We start from the raw sequence: 19,086 nt of genomic DNA, 5'->3' as shown, positions 1-19,086 counted from the left end.
CGGTCATTATTCGTACAACAAGCCACGCCGGTCCTCCCGCGTGGCTTGTTGTTTTAAGACGCGCCTGCGGGCGCCCGATGAGAGGCACGACGATGAGCGCACTGGTTGGCGTGATCATGGGCTCCAAGTCCGATTGGTCCACCCTTAGCCACACCGCCGATATGCTGGAAAAGCTCGGCATCCCTTTTGAAGTCAAAGTGGTGTCAGCCCACCGCACGCCGGACCTGCTGTTCCAGTACGCCGACGAAGCAGAAGGCCGAGGCATTGAAGTGATCATCGCCGGTGCCGGTGGTGCTGCTCACTTGCCGGGCATGTGCGCCGCCAAGACTCACCTGCCGGTGTTGGGCGTACCGGTGCAGTCTTCGATGCTGTCGGGCGTCGACTCGCTGTTGTCGATCGTGCAGATGCCGGCCGGTATTCCGGTGGCGACCCTGGCTATCGGCAAAGCGGGCGCGATCAACGCAGCGCTGCTTTCAGCAAGCATCCTCGGCGCCAAGCACCCGCAATTCCACGCAGCGCTGAAGAAATTCCGCACTGAGCAGACAGACAGCGTCCTGGACAATCCAGACCCACGCCACGCCTGAGGTTTTTCCATGAAGATCGGTGTAATCGGTGGCGGCCAGCTCGGCCGCATGTTGGCATTGGCAGGTACGCCACTGGGCATGAACTTCGCCTTTCTCGATCCTGCGCCGGATGCCTGTGCGGCCGCGTTGGGTGAGCATCTGCGTGCCGATTACGGTGATCTCGATCATTTGCGCCAACTGGCGGATGAAGTCGATCTGGTGACGTTCGAGTTCGAAAGCGTGCCGGCTGAAACCGTGGCGTTCCTGTCGCAGTTCGTGCCTGTTTACCCGAGTGCCGAAGCATTGCGCATCGCACGTGATCGCTGGTTCGAAAAGAGCATGTTCAAGGACCTGGGCATTCCGACTCCGGCGTTCGCCGACATCCAGTCGCAAGCCGACCTGGATGCCGCTGTGGCCAGCATCGGTCTGCCCGCCGTCCTGAAAACCCGCACGCTGGGTTATGACGGCAAGGGCCAGAAGGTTCTGCGTTCGGCGGCCGATGTGATCGGTACGTTTGCAGAGCTGGGCAGTGTGCCTTGCCTGCTGGAAGGCTTTGTACCGTTCAGCGGGGAAGTCTCGCTGATCGCTGTGCGTGCGCGTGATGGTGAAACCCGCTTTTACCCGCTGGTCCACAACACGCATGACAGCGGCATTCTGCGGTTGTCCATTGCCAGCACCGATCACCCGTTGCAGGCGCTGGCTGAAGACTATGCCGGTCGCGTCCTCAAGCAGCTGGATTACGTAGGTGTGCTGGCGTTCGAGTTCTTTGAGGTCGACGGTGGCCTGAAAGCCAACGAGATCGCGCCACGTGTGCACAACTCCGGTCACTGGACCACGGAAGGCGCCGAGTGCAGCCAGTTCGAAAATCACCTGCGCGCCGTGGCAGGCCTGCCTCTGGGCTCGACGGCCAAGGTCGGCGAAAGCGCCATGCTCAACTTCATTGGTGAGGTGCCGGCAGTGGACAAGGTCACCGCTGTCGAGGATTGCCACCTGCACCACTACGGCAAGGCATTCAAGGCCGGCCGTAAAGTGGGCCACGCAACCGTTCGCAGCGCCGACCGCGCCACACTGGATCGCCAGGTAAAGTTGGTAGAGGCGCTGATCAAGGGCTGATCAGGCCCGCGGCTATCGTGCCGATGCTCCGCGTCCTTTTCTCGTTCCCACGCTCCGCGTGGTAATGCATTTCGTGACGCTCTGCGTCACATTGCAGCCATGGCGCGTCACCCAAGGCATGCCAACGCGGAGCATTGGCACGATAGTCAGTTGGACTTGTGTATAACCACGAGCGCAGAGCGTGCGGAACGAATGCTTCTGCGTTGAAGCGCCGTTCGAGACGCCTGGCCCTCAGCTCCGGATCGGTCCAGCCCCGTCATTCATGAAGAATTCTCCACCTCGCTTCAAACTCGCCACTTCGCCGGAACCATTCCCTGCTACTGTTCTCAGATAGCAGTAAGTCGGGGCTGCTATTGGCTCAGGCATGTTCACTTAATACAGAGGGAAATGGCATGGGTATCATTGGAACCATCTTTATCGGCCTGATCGTTGGTCTGCTGGCTCGCTTCCTGAAGCCGGGCGACGACAGCATGGGCTGGATCATGACCATCGTGCTGGGTATCGCCGGTTCGCTTGCAGCCACTTATGGCGGTCAGGCTCTGGGTATCTATCAGGCAGGCGAAGGTGCCGGTTTCCTCGGCGCGCTGGTAGGTGCAGTTATCCTGCTGGTCATCTACGGCATGATCAAAAAGAAATAACGCTTATGCGTCAGCCCTCTGTTTTACAGTGCGCAGAGGGCTAGAATGCGCGGCAACTTTTCTCCCCTTTGCCGAGCTCTATCATGCGTCGCTTCCTGTTGATGACTCTTCTGCTGGTGTCCGGGCTTGCACACGCCCAGTTGCCGGAAACCGACTGGCTTGAGCTGATGCCCAAGTCCGATCAAAAAGCCCTCGAAGCCATGCCCGAGATTGATCACAATTCTCCGGAAGCCATGGGTACGTTCGACAGCAAGGGCGGGTTGAAGCAGAGCAAGGGTCTGCCTGCGGTCATGTATTCGACCAAGACCGTCCCGGCCATGAATGGCAAGACCATTCGCCTCGGTGGTTACCCCGTCCCCCTCGAAACCGACGCCAAAGGCCATAGCACGCTGTTCTTTCTCGTGCCTTATCCCGGCGCGTGCATCCACGTTCCGCCTCCGCCGCCCAATCAACTGGTGCTGGTGCGCTACCCCAAAGGGCTGAAACTGGATGATATCTACACACCGCTGTGGGTCGAAGGTACCCTGAAGATCGAGAAGGTCAACAATGACCTGGCCGATGCGGCGTATGCAATGGATGCGTCAAAGGTCCGCGTGGTGGTTGAGTCGGACCTTTGATGGCATGGCTCTGATCAATGGCTGATCAGAGCGCTTCACTCCAGACACTCACCCCCAGCACATGCATCTGGTCCGGCGCCAGCGTGACCACGTCGTCCAGCACGTTGGCGGTTTCGACGCAGACCATGCGCTGCCAGCCGTCGGCGGCCATGTCGGTGAATTTGCCGGTTTTTTCGATCCACGGGTTCCAGAGGATGGCTGATGCCGAGCCGGTGCTGCGGATGTGGATGCGTCGTTGCCACTCGGGGTCGACGATGCTGAGTACCCCAGGCGTGTCCTTGTAGATACGGTCGGTTTCGCCGGTGAAGGTGAGGTCGCCCGCTTGTTCGCGCTGTTCCCAGTTTTCCAGGGTTTCGATGTAGGTCAGGCCGTCGAGCCCTTCGACACTGACCTGGCGCACATCGCTGACGGCGAAGTAGGTATGCAGCGCCTGGCTGAAGGTCACCGGTTCGGTGCCGCAGTTGTAGCTGACCAGACTCACATTCAGTGCATGGTCGAGGCGGATGCTCAGCTTCAGGGCAACGTTGTGTGGCCAGCCGGGCAAATGGCCTTCGGCCTGCGGCAGAACGAACTCCACCAGCAGCGCATCGCCATCTTCACCGATACCCAGCAGCTCCCAGTCCAGCGCCCGGACTTCGCCGTGAGCCTTGGCCGGTTCACTGCTCTGGCGCATGGCCTGCACGCTTTCGGGGTTGCGCTCAAGATTGCCAAACCATGGCCAGCAGATCGGGATGCCGGCACGGATCGGTTTGCCTTTCTTGAATACGGCTTCTTCGTTAAGCCAGACCAGCGGCGGCTGCCCGGCCACTTGATAGCTGAGGATGTGTGCGCCTTGCTGGGCGACCAGCAACTCTGCCTCACCGTGGCGGATACGCCAGCAATTCAGCTCGTCGTACTGGACGGATTCGACGGTGGGTTCAACCGGGGATGTTGGCATGCAAAGTTCTCACTCAAGGACCGTGACGAAAATAGACCGCTTCACGCTCGTTGAGTTTACCCGTGCAGCCAATCCATGGCCGAGCGACAATTTACCGTCGCGCGGGAACCGAGCGTGTCCGGCCGCTGGAATCGATGGCGACGAAGACGAATGCCGCTTCTGTCACCTTGCGCCATTCACTGGTTACCGGGTCATCGCTCCACACTTCGACCATCATCTTGATCGAGGTACGGCCGACTTCCAGTGTGCGGGTATAAAAGGAAAGCTGCTCGCCGACTGCGACCGGCACCAGAAACGCCATGCGATCAATCGCAACGGTCGCCACACGGCCGCCCGCCACTTTACTGGCCATTGCTGTACCGGCCAGGTCCATCTGGGACACCAGCCAGCCACCGAAGATATCGCCGAAGCCATTGGTTTCGCGGGGAAGGGCGGTGATTTGCAGTGCAAGGTCGCCTTGCGGAGTTGGATCTTCTTGTTCGAGCTCGATCATGCCTAGGGTGCCTCTGACCCATGACTCTCATTATTGTGTGTCGCGGTTAACAGGTGCCATTCAAAACCATGAGCATGAACATTACGTGTTCAGCTCTGAAAAGGGCCCAAGGGAAACTCTGCGAAACCCGCTGACTCAGACGTTTTCGCACAGCTTCCCACAGCTGCTGACGACCCGGGAGTATATCGGGCGTTGACCCATAGAACGACCGTCAGGTTCTCATTTCGCGTCAGTGCAGTTCTTGCCATGTGTTTTTTGAAACAATTTGCTATCTTGCTGGACCCTTACAGGTAACAAGACTGCCTGTACACGCAATTTTGGTGCCTATCTGCACAATTGCCCCGGACATTCGCTTCTGCACGCCACCCCGCAGCAGCCAGCGTTGCTGTCGCTCGCCCTTATCGAAGAACAAGCAAAGAGAAGCCTTGTCATGTCATCTGTTCCTTCAAGTTCCACGCAGCCAGCGCGGCCTTTGACCCGCAGCGATTATAAAACCCTGTCGCTGTCTGCCCTGGGTGGCGCACTCGAGTTTTACGACTTCATCATTTTCGTGTTCTTTGCGGCGGTGGTCGGCAAGCTGTTTTTCCCGGTCGACATGCCCGACTGGCTGCGCATGATGCAGACCTTCGGCATTTTTGCCGCCGGTTATCTGGCGAGGCCGTTGGGCGGCATTATCATGGCGCACTTCGGCGATCTGCTGGGGCGCAAGAAGATGTTCACGCTGAGCATTTTCATGATGGCCGTGCCGACCCTGATCATGGGTTTGCTGCCGACCTACGCACAGATCGGCATGTGGGCCCCCATCCTGCTGCTGTTGATGCGGGTGATTCAGGGCGCAGCCATCGGCGGTGAAGTGCCGGGCGCCTGGGTGTTCGTGTCCGAGCATGTGCCTGCACGTCGGGTCGGTTACGCATGCGGCACGCTGACGGCTGGTCTGACCGCGGGCATTTTGCTGGGCTCGCTGGTCGCCACGGCGATCAACAGCATTTATACCCCGGTTGAAGTGTCGGACTACGCATGGCGGATTCCTTTCCTGCTGGGCGGTGTGTTCGGCCTGATGTCGGTGTACTTGCGTCGTATGCTGCACGAGACCCCGGTGTTTGCCGAGTTGCAGCTACGCAAGGCGCTGGCCGAAGAAGTGCCGCTCAAGGCGGTATTGCGTGATCATCGTGGTGCCGTTGCACTGTCGATGCTGATGACCTGGCTGCTGTCGGCGGGCATCATCGTCGTGATTCTGATGACACCGACCATCCTGCAAACCATCTATGGTTTTCCGGCAGCCACGGCACTGAAAGCCAACAGCCTGGCGATTGTGTTCCTGAGTATTGGTTGCATCGCTGCCGGCGCGCTGGCGGATCGTTTCGGTGCAGGCTGGGTGTTTCTGCTGGGCAGCACTGGCCTGCTGGTCAGTTCGTGGACGTTCTATCACATCCTCGGCAGTAATCCCGAGGTGCTGTTCCCGCTGTATGCGCTGACCGGCCTGTTCGTCGGCACCATCGGCGCGGTTCCGTATGTGATGGTCAAGGCCTTCCCGCCGGTGGTGCGCTTTTCCGGGTTGTCGTTTTCCTACAACCTCGCCTATGCCATTTTCGGCGGTCTGACGCCGATGGTCGTGACGTTCATGCTCAAGAGCAGCCCGATGGGGCCGGCGTGGTACGTCGCGATTCTGTGTGGCCTGGGCATGGCAATCGGTGTGTTCCTGCTGGCACAGAAGCGTTGATCGACAAGGCCTGAAAGCGCGTCACGTATCGACACACTAAAAGGCTGTCACCCCGCTCCGGGGCGATGGCCTTTTCATCTTATTGTCATAATCAATTCATAGAGTGGTCACAAGCCTGACCGAGATGGCTCGTGGACACCTACATACCCTGCCGGGAGCGCAAGGAATGACCTTCAAGAGTTTGCTGACTGCACTGACGTTGGTTGCCGCCGGAGTTGCGGCAGCCAATACGCTCGCTGCCGTCGACCCTGCCATCAAGGCCTATACCAAGACCGCCGGTGTGTCGGGCAATCTCTCCAGTGTCGGTTCCGATACCCTGGCCAATCTCATGACGCTGTGGGCCGAGGCCTACAAGAAAGAATACCCGAGCGTGAACATTCAGATTCAGGCGGCCGGGTCGTCTACCGCACCGCCGGCATTAACCGAAGGCACTGCCAATCTGGGGCCGATGAGCCGCAAAATGAAAGACGGCGAGTTGTCCGCTTTCGAGCAGAAGCACGGCTACAAACCGACCGCCATTCCGGTGGCTGTCGATGCGCTGGCGGTCTTCGTTCACAAGGACAACCCCATCAAGGGGCTGACCCTGCAACAAGTCGACGCGATCTTCTCCGCGACCCGGCTGTGCGGTGCCAGGGCTGATGCGAAAACCTGGGGTGATGTGGGCGTGACCGGCGATCTGGCGGGTAAGCCGATTCAACTGTTCGGCCGTAATTCGGTGTCGGGCACTTACGGTTATTTCAAGGAAGAAGCACTGTGCAAAGGCGACTTCAAAGCCAACGTCAACGAACAGCCCGGCTCGGCTTCGGTGGTCAGCGCCATCAGTAATTCGCTCAACAGCATTGGCTACTCGGGTATTGGCTACAAGACTTCAAACGTACGAACTGTCCCACTGGCGAAGAAAGAGGGCGGCGAATTTGTCGAAGACAGCGAAGCCAACACCCTGAATGGCACGTATCCGCTGGCGCGTTACCTGTATGTCTACGTGAACAAGGCACCCAATCAGGCGCTGGCGCCACTGGAGGCAGAGTTCGTGAAGCTGGTGTTGTCCAGACAAGGCCAGGAAGTGGTCATGAAAGATGGTTACATTCCGCTGCCCGCTCGCGTTGTGGAAAAAACCCTGACAGATCTTGGCTTGCAGAGCACCAGCGGTGTAGCGGCCAGATAGCCAGGCGAGGCTCAATGGACTGGCCTTTACACAGTTTGAACAGTCCGCCGCCGGTTTTCATGGGCAGCGGGCTTCTTTGCGTCATTTCTTTGTAATGTTTTTGTCATACAAGGCGGTTACGGTGTTTGCGCATGAATGAATGGGTCAAACCTTCGATGAATCAGAGTTCGCCTCCAGAGCGTATCGACTTCAATACGCCTGCGATGGTGCGCAAGCGTCGTGTTCGTGCGTTCAAGGATCGGCTGACTCACTGGTACGTCGCGGTGGGCGGCCTTGCCGTGCTGGCCGCCATCACGCTGATCTTCTTCTACCTCGCCTACGTCGTCGCGCCGCTGTTCAAGGGCGCAAGCCTTACCGCCGAGCCAGAGCTGAGTGCCGCTTGGATGCAGGGTGCCGGCAAGCCGCTGATGATTACCATTGAAGAACAGAACCTGATCGGGATGCGTATTTCCGACAAGGGCGAAGTGATCTTCTTCAACATCAAGGACGGCGCAGAGCTGCAGCGTATCGCCCTGCCACTCCCGCCGGGCGTGTCAGTTGCCTCTATCGGCAAGGACCAGCCGGGTGCGCCGCTGATTGCACTGGGGCTGTCCAACGGTCAGGTGCTGGTCTTCAGGCACTCTTACCTGACGACCTACCCGAATGATCAGAAAACCATCACCCCGAGTGTCGCCTGGCCGTTCGGCGAAACGCCGCTGGTGCTGGATGAGGGCGGTCGAGCGGTCGAGCATGTGACCGTCAGCTCGGACGGCGAGAGCCTGAAGCTGGCAGGCTCCACGGGCACCCAGTTGCATGTTGTCTCGGTTGAACAGAAAGAAAACCTGATGACCGGCGAGATGACTCGCGAGCAGACCCGCATCGAGCTGCCGCAGACGTCCGCTGCGGTCAAGGCGATCTACATTGATCCACGCCAGCAGTGGCTGTACGTGATCAATGGCCGGGCGCAGGCTGACGTGTTCAGTCTGCGGGATCGCGCCCTCAATGGTCGTTACAAACTGCTGGAAGATGGCAACGCCGAGATCACTGCCAGCGCTCAATTGGTCGGTGGCATTTCGCTGATTATCGGCAACTCCAGGGGCGGCCTGGCGCAGTGGTTCATGGCCCGGGACACCGACGGCGAACAGCGCTTCATGCACATTCGTGATTTCAAAATGGGCAGTGCGCCTATCGATCAGATCAAGGCCGAACAGCGTCGCAAGGGCTTCATCGCGCTGGACACTGCGGGCCGGCTGGGCGTATTCCACAGCACTGCGCACCGAATGTTGCTGGTCGAAAAGGTCGCCGACGGCCCCGGCATTCTGGCGCTGTCACCGCGTGCCAATCAGCTTCTGATCGAAAGTGGCGGCAAGCTGCTGCCGCTGGCGCTGGACAACCCGCACCCGGAAGTGTCCTGGAGCTCGTTGTGGGGCAAGGTCTGGTACGAGAACTACGACGAACCCAAGTACATCTGGCAGTCCACGGCGTCCAACTCCGATTTCGAGCCCAAGCTGAGTCTTGCGCCGTTGACCTACGGCACCTTGAAAGCGGCGTTCTACGCCATGCTGCTGGCCGCGCCGCTGGCTGTTGCTGCGGCGATCTATACCGCCTATTTCATGGCTCCGGGGATGCGTCGCAAGGTCAAGCCGGTGATCGAGTTGATGGAAGCGATGCCCACGGTGATTCTCGGCTTCTTTGCCGGGCTGTTTCTGGCGCCGTATCTGGAAGCTCATCTACCCGGTATTTTCAGCCTGTTGCTGCTGACGCCGATCGGTATTCTGCTGGCAGGGTTCTTCTGGACTCGCTTGCCTGATGCGATTCGCCTGCGGGTGCCGGACGGCTGGGAGGGCGCGATTCTGATCCCGGTCGTGCTGTTGGTGGGCTGGTTCTCGCTGAGCATGAGCCCACACCTGGAGAGCTGGTTCTTCGGCGGCAACATGAGCATGTGGATTCGTGAAGAGCTGGGCATCACTTACGATCAACGTAACGCGCTGGTGGTCGGCATTGCGATGGGCTTTGCGGTCATCCCGAACATTTATTCGATTGCCGAAGACGCCGTGTTCAGCGTGCCGCGCAGCCTGACCCTCGGTTCTCTGGCGCTGGGCGCAACGCCGTGGCAAACCCTGACGCGGGTGGTGATCCTGACCGCCAGCCCGGGCATTTTCTCGGCGTTGATGATCGGGATGGGCCGGGCGGTGGGCGAAACCATGATTGTGCTGATGGCCACCGGCAACACGCCGATCATGGACATGAACCTGTTCGAAGGCATGCGCACGCTGGCGGCGAACGTCGCCGTGGAGATGCCGGAGTCGGAAGTCGGCGGCAGTCACTATCGGGTACTGTTCCTGGCGGCCCTGGTGCTGCTGATGTTCACCTTCGTGATGAACACCTTCGCCGAGCTGATTCGTCAGCGTCTGCGCAAACAATACTCGTCGCTTTAAGGAAGCTGGAAGGCCGTGAAACGGAACTCGTTCAAAAGCTGGCTGAAAAGCGGCGCGCCAGGCGTCTGGATGAGTGCGGGCGCCGTATCCATCGCGGTAATCATGACCATCGGGCTGCTGGCGGTCATCGCCGTGCGCGGTCTTGGGCACTTCTGGCCTGCCGATCTGGTGTCCGCACAGTACGCGGTGCCCAATCAGCAGGCCCATATGCTGATCGGCGAACGGGTCGAGCAGGAGCAAGTGCCTCGTGCGCGTCTTAAAGGCGCAGGCTTCCCGGTGCCTGATCAAGGCCCTGAGTTCATGACCCGCGAGCTGTACAAGGTCGGCAACCGTGAGCTCAACCCCAGCGACTTCACCTGGGTGATCGGCGAGTGGCTGACCGGGCAAAGCAAACCCGCTGATTTGATGACGCTGGAGCGTCGTGAGTGGGGCAACTTCTACGGCTATCTGGTCAATGTGAAAGAAAATGGCAGGGTCGTGGCCGAAGGCGAAGCGGCCTGGGCAACCCTGCAAGCGCGTATCAAGCGCGTCGAAATGCTGGCTGACGACTTGTACAACCTGGAAAAGAAAGACATCGGCGCCATCAACCACGGCATCGAACGTCTGCGTTTACAGGCCCGCAAGCTGGAGCTGGCCGGCAGGCTCGATGCCGCTGCGCAAGCGGACATGGCGGCAGAGCGTGCCGAGCTGGACGCGCGCTACAAGGTCATCGAAGAGCGTCTTGGCGCGCTGCATCAGGCCTTTGATCGCGACAGCCTGACGGCGCGTGACGCTGAAGGCAAAGAGATCGAAATCAGTCTGGGCAAGGTGGTGCACGCTTATCAGCCCAATGCGATGAGCACCTTCACCAAGCTGGGTTTCTACTTTCAGAAGCTGTGGGAGTTTCTCAGCGACGATCCACGTGAAGCCAACACCGAAGGCGGCATCTTCCCGGCGATTTTCGGTACGGTGATGATGACCCTGATCATGGCGGTGATCGTGACGCCGTTTGGCGTGCTGGCGGCGGTTTACCTGCGTGAGTATGCCCGTCAGGGACCGGTTACCCGGTTGATTCGCATCGCCGTGAACAACCTGGCCGGCGTACCGGCGATTGTGTACGGGGTGTTCGGCCTCGGGTTTTTCGTTTACGTGCTGGGCGGCTCGGTGGATCGTCTGTTCTTCCCCGAAGCGCTGCCAGCGCCGACCTTTGGTACGCCGGGCTTGCTCTGGGCATCGCTGACACTGGCGCTGCTCGCGGTTCCGGTGGTGATTGTGGCGACGGAAGAAGGGCTGGCGCGCATTCCGCTGACCCTGCGCGAAGGCTCGCTGGCGCTGGGGGCCACCAAGGCCGAGACGTTGTGGAAGATCGTGCTGCCGATGGCCAGCCCGGCGATGATGACCGGCCTGATTCTGGCGGTGGCCCGTGCAGCCGGTGAAGTTGCACCGTTGATGCTGGTCGGCGTAGTCAAGCTGGCGCCGTCTCTGCCGCTGGATGGCAACTATCCTTACCTGCATCTGGATCAGAAGATCATGCACCTGGGGTTTCATATTTACGACGTGGGCTTCCAGAGCCCCAATGTCGAAGCAGCGCGTCCGCTGGTATACGCCACCGCGTTGCTGCTGGTGCTGGTGATCGCTTTGCTCAACCTGTCGGCGGTCACCATCCGTAATCACCTGCGGGAAAAGTACAAGGCGCTCGACAATTGATTCCGGATTTGCGTTTGAACAAGCAGGGCGGCCCCCTGAAACGAATGGTTCGCACAGGAGCAATCCATGCAGCACGATAGCCCGACACACGGCATGAGGATGTCGGCCCTGAGGCGCCACAAACATGGTCTGGATCTGGCCGACGAGACCGTGGCTATCGAAGTGCCAGGCCTTAATCTGTTTTATGGCGAGAAGCAGGCGCTGTTCGATATCGCCCTGAATATCCCGCAGCAGAAGGTCACCTCGTTCATCGGCCCGTCCGGGTGCGGCAAGTCGACCTTGCTGCGCTGCTTCAACCGGATGAACGAACTGGTCGACGGCTGCCGCATCGACGGCGCGATCAACCTGTACGGGCACAACATCTATACCAAGGGCGAAGAAGTCGCTGAGTTGCGCCGCCGCGTCGGCATGGTGTTCCAGAAACCGAATCCGTTCCCCAAGACGATCTACGAAAACGTGGTCTACGGGCTGCGTATCCAGGGGATCAACAAAAAGCGCGTGCTCGACGAAGCGGTCGAGTGGGCTTTAAAGGCCGCAGCGCTGTGGGATGAGGTCAAGGACCGGCTGCATGAGTCGGCTTTGGGCTTGTCCGGCGGTCAGCAGCAGCGGCTGGTCATTGCCCGAACCATCGCCGTGGAGCCGGAAGTACTGCTGCTCGATGAGCCTTGTTCGGCACTCGACCCGATTTCGACCCTGAAAGTCGAAGAACTGATCTACGAACTGAAATCCAAATACACCATTGTGATCGTTACGCACAACATGCAGCAGGCGGCTCGGGTGTCGGATTACACCGCGTTTATGTACATGGGCAAGCTTGTCGAGTTTGGTGACACAGACACCTTGTTCACCAACCCGGCAAAAAAACAGACTGAAGACTACATCACCGGTCGTTACGGCTAGGACGTGCTTCGTCAGACCTGAACCACCGCTGCGTTTTCGCAATTAAACCGGACGTTCCAAGGACACCCAGCATGATCCACAAAGACAGCCATACGCATCACATCTCCCAACAGTTCAACGCTGAACTCGAAGACGTTCGCAGCCATTTGCTCGAAATGGGTGGCCTGGTCGAGAAACAGGTCAACGATTCGGTCACGGCACTGATCGAGGCCGACTCCGGCCTGGCACAGCGCGTTCGCGAAGTCGACGACCGCATCAACCAGATGGAGCGCAACATCGACGAGGAATGCCTGCGCATTCTGGCTCGTCGTCAGCCTGCGGCGTCCGATCTGCGTCTGATCATCAGCATTTCCAAGTCGGTGATCGATCTGGAGCGCATCGGTGATGAGGCCACCAAGATTGCCCGTCGTGCGATTCAGCTCTGTGAAGAGGGCGAGGCGCCACGCGGTTACGTCGAAGTGCGCCACATCGGCGATCAGGTGCGCAACATGGTGCGTGATGCGCTGGACTCGTTCGCCCGTTTCGACGCCGATCTGGCCTTGTCGGTTGCGCAGTACGACAAGATTATCGACCGCGAATACAAGACCGCCCTGCGCGAGCTGGCGACCTACATGATGGAAGATCCACGCTCGATCTCCCGTGTGCTGAACGTGATCTGGGTGCTGCGCTCGCTGGAGCGCATAGGTGATCACGCCCGCAACATTTCCGAGCTGGTGATCTATCTGGTGCGTGGTACCGACGTGCGGCACATGGGTCTCAAGCGCATGAAAGAAGAAGTGCAGGGTATCTCGAGCGAAACCGCTAATGTTCCGCGTGACGCTGACGATAAGTAAGATTGCCTGCGAGAAAAACGCCCGGCATGCGCTGGGCGTTTTTCATTGTGCAGCGCAGTATTTTTCATCGCCTGCGGATTAAATGTCGCGGCGTAGTCAATCAATATGGCTGTTGGCTACTAGTCAACGCTATGCTTGCCGAAACAAAGGGCGTGTTGGCATACCGCAGTTCGCCTACAGGTGAACACGTCCGCAGGAGCGTCGATGAGTAAAGTCAGTGTATTGGTGGTGGATGACGCGACTTTCATTCGCGACTTGGTCAAGAAAGGGCTGCGTAATTATTTTCCCGGGATCCATACCGAGGATGCAGTCAACGGCCGCAAGGCTCAGGTCCTGTTGAACAAAGAAGAGTTCGATCTGATCCTGTGCGACTGGGAAATGCCCGAGATGTCCGGCCTTGAGCTGCTGGCATGGTGCCGTGAGCAAGATAACTACCTGAAGACCGTTCCGTTCATCATGGTGACCAGCCGTGGTGACAAGGAAAACGTCGTGCAGGCCATTCAGGCTGGCGTGACCGATTTCGTCGGCAAGCCGTTCACCAACGAGCAGCTGTTGACCAAGGTCAAGAAAGCTCTGGCCAAGGTCGGCAAGCTTGATGCGGTCATGTCTACAGCGCCGGCACGCATGAATTCGCCGCTCAATGACTCACTGAGCGCATTGACGGGGGGCAAGGCCGAGGTGGTGCGTTCCGCTTCTTCTGCGGCACCTGCCAGTATCCCCAAGGCTGCGCCTGCTGCGGTCAAATCAGCAGCGCCTGCCGGCCGGGGACAAGGTCAGTTGCGCTTGCCCGGTGGCACGCAGTCTTGCGTGATCAAGGCACTGACCCTCAAGGAAGCGACGCTGGTGGTACGCCACAGCGAGCATGTGCCGCAAGTACTCGAAAGCGCGGTGCTGGACCTTGAGCAGGGCGAAAGCAACGAAGTTGCACGCCTGAACGGCTACCTGCACTCGGTGGCCGCGTTCGAACAGAAGCCCGACAGTGAATGGCTGCAGGTGTCGTTCCGTTTCGTCGACCAGGATGCGCAGAAACTCGACTACCTCTCGCGCCTGATCGCCCGCGGTACGGCGCAGAAGCACTTTATTCCCGGCGCCTGATGCCCACGTCTGTCGCTGCTTGCGCTTCAACGGCGCAGGAGCGATGTGCGCAACCCCGGATTTCATCGTCCCGCTCGACGTCAGTGCAGCCTACGGCCTGCGATGACGTTTCCTGCGCCATGCATGCGTTTCTGTGTATTTCGCGGTGAAGCGTTTCTCTATTTAGTTTTTCCAGTCGCATGGATTCATGCAAACAACTACTGGAAAACTTTCAATGACTTCAACCACGCTTCAATCAAACCCTGTCCCCACGGCCGTCGTGACCAAACGCTCCGGTCTGGGACTGTTCTGCCAGGCGCTGGTAGGGCTTACACCGAGCGCCGAATACCGGGATAAAGCGCTGCTGAGTTCACTCGACCAGCAATTGGCACTGCCTGATGTGCAGGCGTCACTTGCCCGCCAGCTGGTGGCCATACCCAAAGACGAATGGGCCGGCTCTCAGTTCCAGACGGACCCCTCGGTGGCCATGGCGCTCCCGACCCGAGACGAGTATCTGCGACGGATGGCGGCCTATGTCGTTAATCCACGCAATGAGGGCTGGCTGGACGCCGCCATTCAGGACGCAACCGGCGCACCGGGCATGCGCGCACTGTCGCTGGCGATCAGCCTAGGCTCCGAACATTCAAGACTGTCATTCGACTCCTTGCTGGCTCTCGCTGCGGTATTGCTCATGCCTGTGCTGGGTTCGAGCATGGAGCTGGATGAGTCGCTGCCTGACTTCAGGCAACTGGATGTAAAGGCTCCTCGTCTGCATGACTGGAGCACTGTGCGGAATGCCGATTACCTGTTTCGGCAATCAGGCATCGAAATGCTCTGCTCACCGAGTGAGAAGGGCACGGTATTGCGCTTTACAGCCCGTGAGACATGGCGCGCCCTGATCCAGACCGCACAGTTCAAGTCCGTTTTCGCACCTTTGCTCAGTTACATGGATTGGTACGGAGGACGTCCTGGCGAACAAGCCTCACCGCGTATGACCCAGGCCATCGTCGGACGCATCATCGTTGACCATTATGTCGGGGCCGTGCAATTCAACGGCGAGCCTCTTGAAACATCCCTGCGCCGCGGCTGGGTCAGCGAACAGAGTCACCTGCAACTTCGTGACAAGGTTCGTTCGCTGATCAGTGATCACTATCCTCAAGCCTCACCCAGCACCATCGACATGCTGCATTACCTGTTTTTGCGCGAAACGATGCCTGAGTTGCTGGTTGAAGGCGTGCCGGATCATCTTCAGTACGGACGCTCGCTGCAAAGTATCGCGTTCATCCATGGCGTGGCGCTGGTTGAGGCAATGACCCCCGGCCTGTCGCAGATCACCCATTACGATGACTTGACCAAGGTCAGCTCGGCGCTTGCCCAATCGAGCGATGCTGACATCCACGCTTTGTGGGCCAGAACACTGGTCGCTCCGGCGCTGCGTTATGCGCGTGCACATGGGGCTATTCAGTCGACGGTCGATGATGACCACCACGCGGCCAGCAGCGAGCAGATCAGCCAGGCATTGGCGTATCTGAAAGCTCAGCAAGACCAGCATGCCCAGGAGCTGCACAGCTTGCTGGCGATAAAGCCCCCGGACCGAAAAGACCTGGCGCAAAAGATGCTGAAGACGGCGAACGTTCCTCACGAGCTCTGGGACCAGGGCGTGAAGACCGAGCACTGGCCAATCTTGCAGGATCACGGCTTCACCGTAGCGTCGTCGTACTCTCTTGATCGCCTGGCCGCGGTTGGTCAGCCTGAGGCATCGGTGGTGGAACTGGTGATGATGGGCGAGTTGTACATTGAAGGGCAGCCCACGGTTGCACAAGCCTACGCCACTGCGTTCGATGCCTATCAACAGGCACTGGTTAGCGCCGAGGCCAGAATCATCAAGCGTCAGTTGTCCGAAATGCAGACGGGCGATCAGGAGACTTTGCTCACGTCCACCTGTGAACTGAGTCGGGTGCGATTCGGTTCGCAAGAAGGCACCCAGGGACTGTTTATCCGGTGTCAGCCCGGCAACCATCTCAATGACTTTCATGGACATTCGGTACGAGAGCGCTTTTTCGAGCTGATTCCGGCAGCTGGCATCGCTGGCGAGGCTCGTCAGAAATTTACCTACGAGGTCGACGGCGTCACCTGGTCACGTCCCATTTCGATCATTGAAGCGTTCAACCGCAAGGCTGCCCATGAGCAGCGAATCGAGAAAGCCAGAGTCACCCCGTTGTTGCCAATGGACAGTGATGCTTATCTGACAGGGACTGTGTCGCGCTCCTCGCAGGTTTATCATCAACCGCAGGAAGGCACTTTGATTCCGTCTGCCGAACTTGTCTATCTGGATGGAGAGAGCATGCAGACCGGCCTGGAAGCATTGGCCAACAAGGCCGCAGGGCACTTGCTCGCCAGCTTTCTGGAGCAGAACAAGGCCGCGCACACGCATGACACCGAGTGGGAAGAAATCTGGGCGAAGGAGCGCAAGTATGCGGATATCGCTGCGCGCCTGATCATTCCGTTTTACGGGTGCATCAAGGACCTGTCTGACGGTGATTACTCAGGCGGGGTTATAGCCAACTGCGTCATAGATGCAGCGTTTGCGCTCATTCCCTTGGGGCAGTTCGCCGGCTCGACCGCGCGAATCATTCTGCGCGCTGGCGAACTGAGTGTTGAATCAGTGGCCAGGCTGACCAGCGGTGCGGTCACCACGTTGATCAAAGGGCTGGCAGAACAGAGTGCGGTGTTCGCGGTACGTGATCTGGGCAAACTCGGTTTGAAAATGAGTGCGCTTGGCTGGATCAAACTGTTCGAAGAACTGCCATCGCTTAGCGAAATATTTGCTACGCGCTCGGTGCTCGACAGCAGCGTCGGTCTGGACAAAGGTGTGTATCGAATCGTCGAGGGCGCTGAACATCCGCAGAGTATCAAAGGGCTTGCTGCCAGGGTCGATGGCCGGCCTGGTGTTGTTACACGCGATGTCGGCACCTTGGAACAGCCTGATTTCAGGCTGCTGGACCCGCATTCGGACCGTGTATTCGGGAAAAGGCTGACGGCCCTGGCGCTTGGGCAGGGAGCAGAGTTCTCCGCATTCGCTGCCGGAGAATATATTGGCGTTAATGGCTATCCGCCGGTTGCGCCGCTGACCTCGCTTGAAGACGGGATACATGAGCTGCGTATCGCTGACAGTTGCCGCGTGCAGGCCATTGAAAGGGAGGAGGGCGTATTCGATATTCTGATCGATGACGAAATCTATCATCTGGACGCCAATTCACCTGATGCGGCCTTGCGCAAGCTGAAGGCAGAAAAGCTTTCTCCGCGTTCTGCACTGCTGCAGGAAACGGAAAACATCTGCCGGGTTCAACGTGACCTTATATCCGTGCCCTGCGCCTTGGGCGTGAAGCTGGTTACGCCATCTCCCGAGCCGTTTATCGAGCAAGCCGGCGTCCCGAACCACGTGGGCAGGTATCCCAGCCAGGCGATGGCTGCCCGTGAATTCGGGCTCGCACGATTGACTTCGGCAGGCGCCTCTATCGAGGTATTTGTTGATGATGGCAAGTTCTGCAAGTGGGTAGAGTCATTGGAGGGCTCGTCTTCCGGGGCTGGTGGAGGAGGCGTTACGCCACTCTCCGATACCGAACTGCTCCGTTTCGCCCTGCCGGAGGTGCCAAATTACCTGCCGGAGTTCAGGGGCGTGCTCGCTGCAGATGCCGAACTGGGGTTGCCCGGAAATTTTCCTTTGAATGACGCGCGAAAGATTTACGAGCATGCTCCTGTCGTTTATCTGGAGGGGATTGCTGCTGGCGTTGAAGATGCCCGAGGCCTGCGCGGTATCCGGATGAATGTCGAGGATATTGACTGGATTTTCGTCGAGGCGGACACCGGGATTTTTTACAAGGCGCCTATCCCGGCGGATGGCTCTCGGGGCCTGATATTTTCTCGTGTCACCAACGCAGCCGAAATCAATGAATACGTCAGGCTCTCCGAGCAGTACCGGGTGTTTAGCGAGCGTCCGGGCGCAGTGGCCGACCAGCAGAATATTGCACGGCTGCTGTTTGATTTGTTGAGCGAAGAAGAAAGGGCTGCGTGGGGCGTCAGGTGGAACGCGGAACTCACGACGTATGACGAGTATGTGAACTGGTGCCGCACCCAGGAGCGAAAAAACGAGCTTTCGGATTATGCCGCGAACATCCTGGCGGGCGAGTCCCGGCAGAGGGCATTTGTGGAGCTGGCCAAGAGCAGTATTCCTGATTTTCTTCGTGTCACTGATCGGACCGCAGAGGAGAAAGCTGGCATCGTCGAGATTCTGAATAATCTGCTGCCGGTTCAGGAAAGTTCTCTGCCTGCACCCTCCAAAGCCTGGAGCGCATTGACGGTCGAAAAAATAGGTACCTCGAATGCTGCGAGGTCGATTGGCAGGCAGATTAACGGGGCGAATCTTTCTTACATTGAAGTCGTGACCGAAGAGGAGCAGCGAATTGTCTATTACGCGCTTTCCGCCGGGGAGAGGGCGAGAGATGTCAAATTACGTATTGATGTTGTCGGTGAGGCCGAGCAGATGATCAATGGCGTGATTTATCGCGACGCGCGGGCACTCATGAGCGACGTACCGCCCGATCCCGGGTTTACCAGCCTTCCGGTGATCAGGGACGCCAATACAGTCAGGGTCAGGGAGTTTGGCCGCTATCATGACTCCGAACGACTGATCGCGACCGTCATAAAGCGCGATATGCAGGGCCGCTCGTTACGATCGATGAATGTTTTCACCTTGATGGACACCTGTCGCTCCTGTGGAGGCGTGGTATTGCCCAGATTGAAGCTCGACTTCCCTGGCGCATCGTTCTCGGTCACTTTTTTGAGGAACTACGGCGCGTCCTGAGCCCTGTCGTTTTTGCGCGGTGTGCAGGCCACACCGCGCAGCCTGACGATGTTTTCCTGACGCATT

14 protein-coding genes are annotated in these 19,086 nt (G+C 58.7%); 12 read left to right on the top strand and 2 right to left on the bottom strand.

Translation table 11 applies throughout. The annotated features are described in order from the left end of the window. Positions 1-92 precede the first annotated feature (92 nt). The 4 genes from purE to I9H07_RS23630 all read left to right on the top strand — a co-directional run bounded on the left by purE (position 93) and on the right by I9H07_RS23630 (position 2,931). Positions 93-584, top strand: coding sequence for a 5-(carboxyamino)imidazole ribonucleotide mutase (gene purE / locus I9H07_RS23645; protein ID WP_003340324.1), 492 nt, complete (start codon positions 93-95; stop codon positions 582-584). Between the two features lie 9 nt (positions 585-593). Next, on the top strand, positions 594-1,676 hold the full coding sequence (locus I9H07_RS23640) for a 5-(carboxyamino)imidazole ribonucleotide synthase (RefSeq protein ID WP_058392094.1): 1,083 nt from the start codon (positions 594-596) through the stop codon (positions 1,674-1,676). Between the two features lie 392 nt (positions 1,677-2,068). Next, the gene (locus I9H07_RS23635) at positions 2,069-2,314 is read left to right on the top strand and encodes a GlsB/YeaQ/YmgE family stress response membrane protein (RefSeq protein WP_007252259.1); all 246 of its coding nucleotides are present in this window, start codon (positions 2,069-2,071) and stop codon (positions 2,312-2,314) included. An 83-nt stretch (positions 2,315-2,397) separates the two neighbouring features. Next, positions 2,398-2,931: a DUF3299 domain-containing protein gene (locus I9H07_RS23630; RefSeq protein WP_024644654.1), complete on the top strand. Its 534-nt coding sequence runs from the start codon at positions 2,398-2,400 to the stop codon at positions 2,929-2,931. Between the two features lie 25 nt (positions 2,932-2,956). Here the strand turns inward: I9H07_RS23630 and I9H07_RS23625 are convergent, their stop codons facing one another. Beyond that, complete coding sequence (locus tag I9H07_RS23625; protein ID WP_024675869.1) at positions 2,957-3,868, bottom strand: D-hexose-6-phosphate mutarotase; 912 nt, start codon at positions 3,866-3,868, stop codon at positions 2,957-2,959. Positions 3,869-3,959: 91 nt separating this feature from the next. Continuing rightward, positions 3,960-4,361: an acyl-CoA thioesterase gene (locus I9H07_RS23620; RefSeq protein WP_003378389.1), complete on the bottom strand. Its 402-nt coding sequence runs from the start codon at positions 4,359-4,361 to the stop codon at positions 3,960-3,962. Between the two features lie 430 nt (positions 4,362-4,791). On the opposite strand from I9H07_RS23620, the gene I9H07_RS23615 reads away from it, so the two are divergent. The 8 genes from I9H07_RS23615 to I9H07_RS23580 all read left to right on the top strand — a co-directional run bounded on the left by I9H07_RS23615 (position 4,792) and on the right by I9H07_RS23580 (position 19,020). Continuing rightward, positions 4,792-6,081 (top strand): MFS transporter, encoded by a 1,290-nt coding sequence (locus I9H07_RS23615; protein WP_058392095.1) that lies wholly within the window; start codon positions 4,792-4,794, stop codon positions 6,079-6,081. A 166-nt stretch (positions 6,082-6,247) separates the two neighbouring features. Further along, positions 6,248-7,246, top strand: a complete 999-nt coding sequence (locus I9H07_RS23610) for a phosphate ABC transporter substrate-binding protein PstS family protein (protein WP_024675871.1) — start codon at positions 6,248-6,250, stop codon at positions 7,244-7,246. 131 nt (positions 7,247-7,377) lie between these two features. Then, positions 7,378-9,663: an ABC transporter permease subunit gene (locus I9H07_RS23605; RefSeq protein WP_024675872.1), complete on the top strand. Its 2,286-nt coding sequence runs from the start codon at positions 7,378-7,380 to the stop codon at positions 9,661-9,663. Positions 9,664-9,732: 69 nt separating this feature from the next. Further along, complete coding sequence (gene pstA, locus I9H07_RS23600; RefSeq protein ID WP_200866822.1) at positions 9,733-11,349, top strand: phosphate ABC transporter permease PstA; 1,617 nt, start codon at positions 9,733-9,735, stop codon at positions 11,347-11,349. A gap of 66 nt (positions 11,350-11,415) precedes the next feature. After that, positions 11,416-12,249: a phosphate ABC transporter ATP-binding protein PstB gene (pstB, locus tag I9H07_RS23595; protein ID WP_024675874.1), complete on the top strand. Its 834-nt coding sequence runs from the start codon at positions 11,416-11,418 to the stop codon at positions 12,247-12,249. A 71-nt stretch (positions 12,250-12,320) separates the two neighbouring features. Next, the gene (gene phoU / locus I9H07_RS23590) at positions 12,321-13,082 is read left to right on the top strand and encodes a phosphate signaling complex protein PhoU (RefSeq protein WP_024644661.1); all 762 of its coding nucleotides are present in this window, start codon (positions 12,321-12,323) and stop codon (positions 13,080-13,082) included. A gap of 204 nt (positions 13,083-13,286) precedes the next feature. Continuing rightward, on the top strand, positions 13,287-14,177 hold the full coding sequence (locus tag I9H07_RS23585) for a response regulator (RefSeq protein ID WP_024675875.1): 891 nt from the start codon (positions 13,287-13,289) through the stop codon (positions 14,175-14,177). Positions 14,178-14,391: 214 nt separating this feature from the next. Then, a complete protein-coding gene (locus I9H07_RS23580; protein ID WP_236461368.1) occupies positions 14,392-19,020 on the top strand; it encodes a deaminase domain-containing protein in 4,629 nt (1,542 codons plus the stop codon). Positions 19,021-19,086: the final 66 nt, after the last annotated feature.

This window comes from Pseudomonas syringae (genome assembly GCF_023278085.1).
Classification (GTDB): domain Bacteria; phylum Pseudomonadota; class Gammaproteobacteria; order Pseudomonadales; family Pseudomonadaceae; genus Aquipseudomonas; species Aquipseudomonas syringae_Q.
The sequence above is the reverse complement of the archived record's forward strand: the minus strand, read 5'-3'. Positions and strand labels throughout refer to the sequence as shown.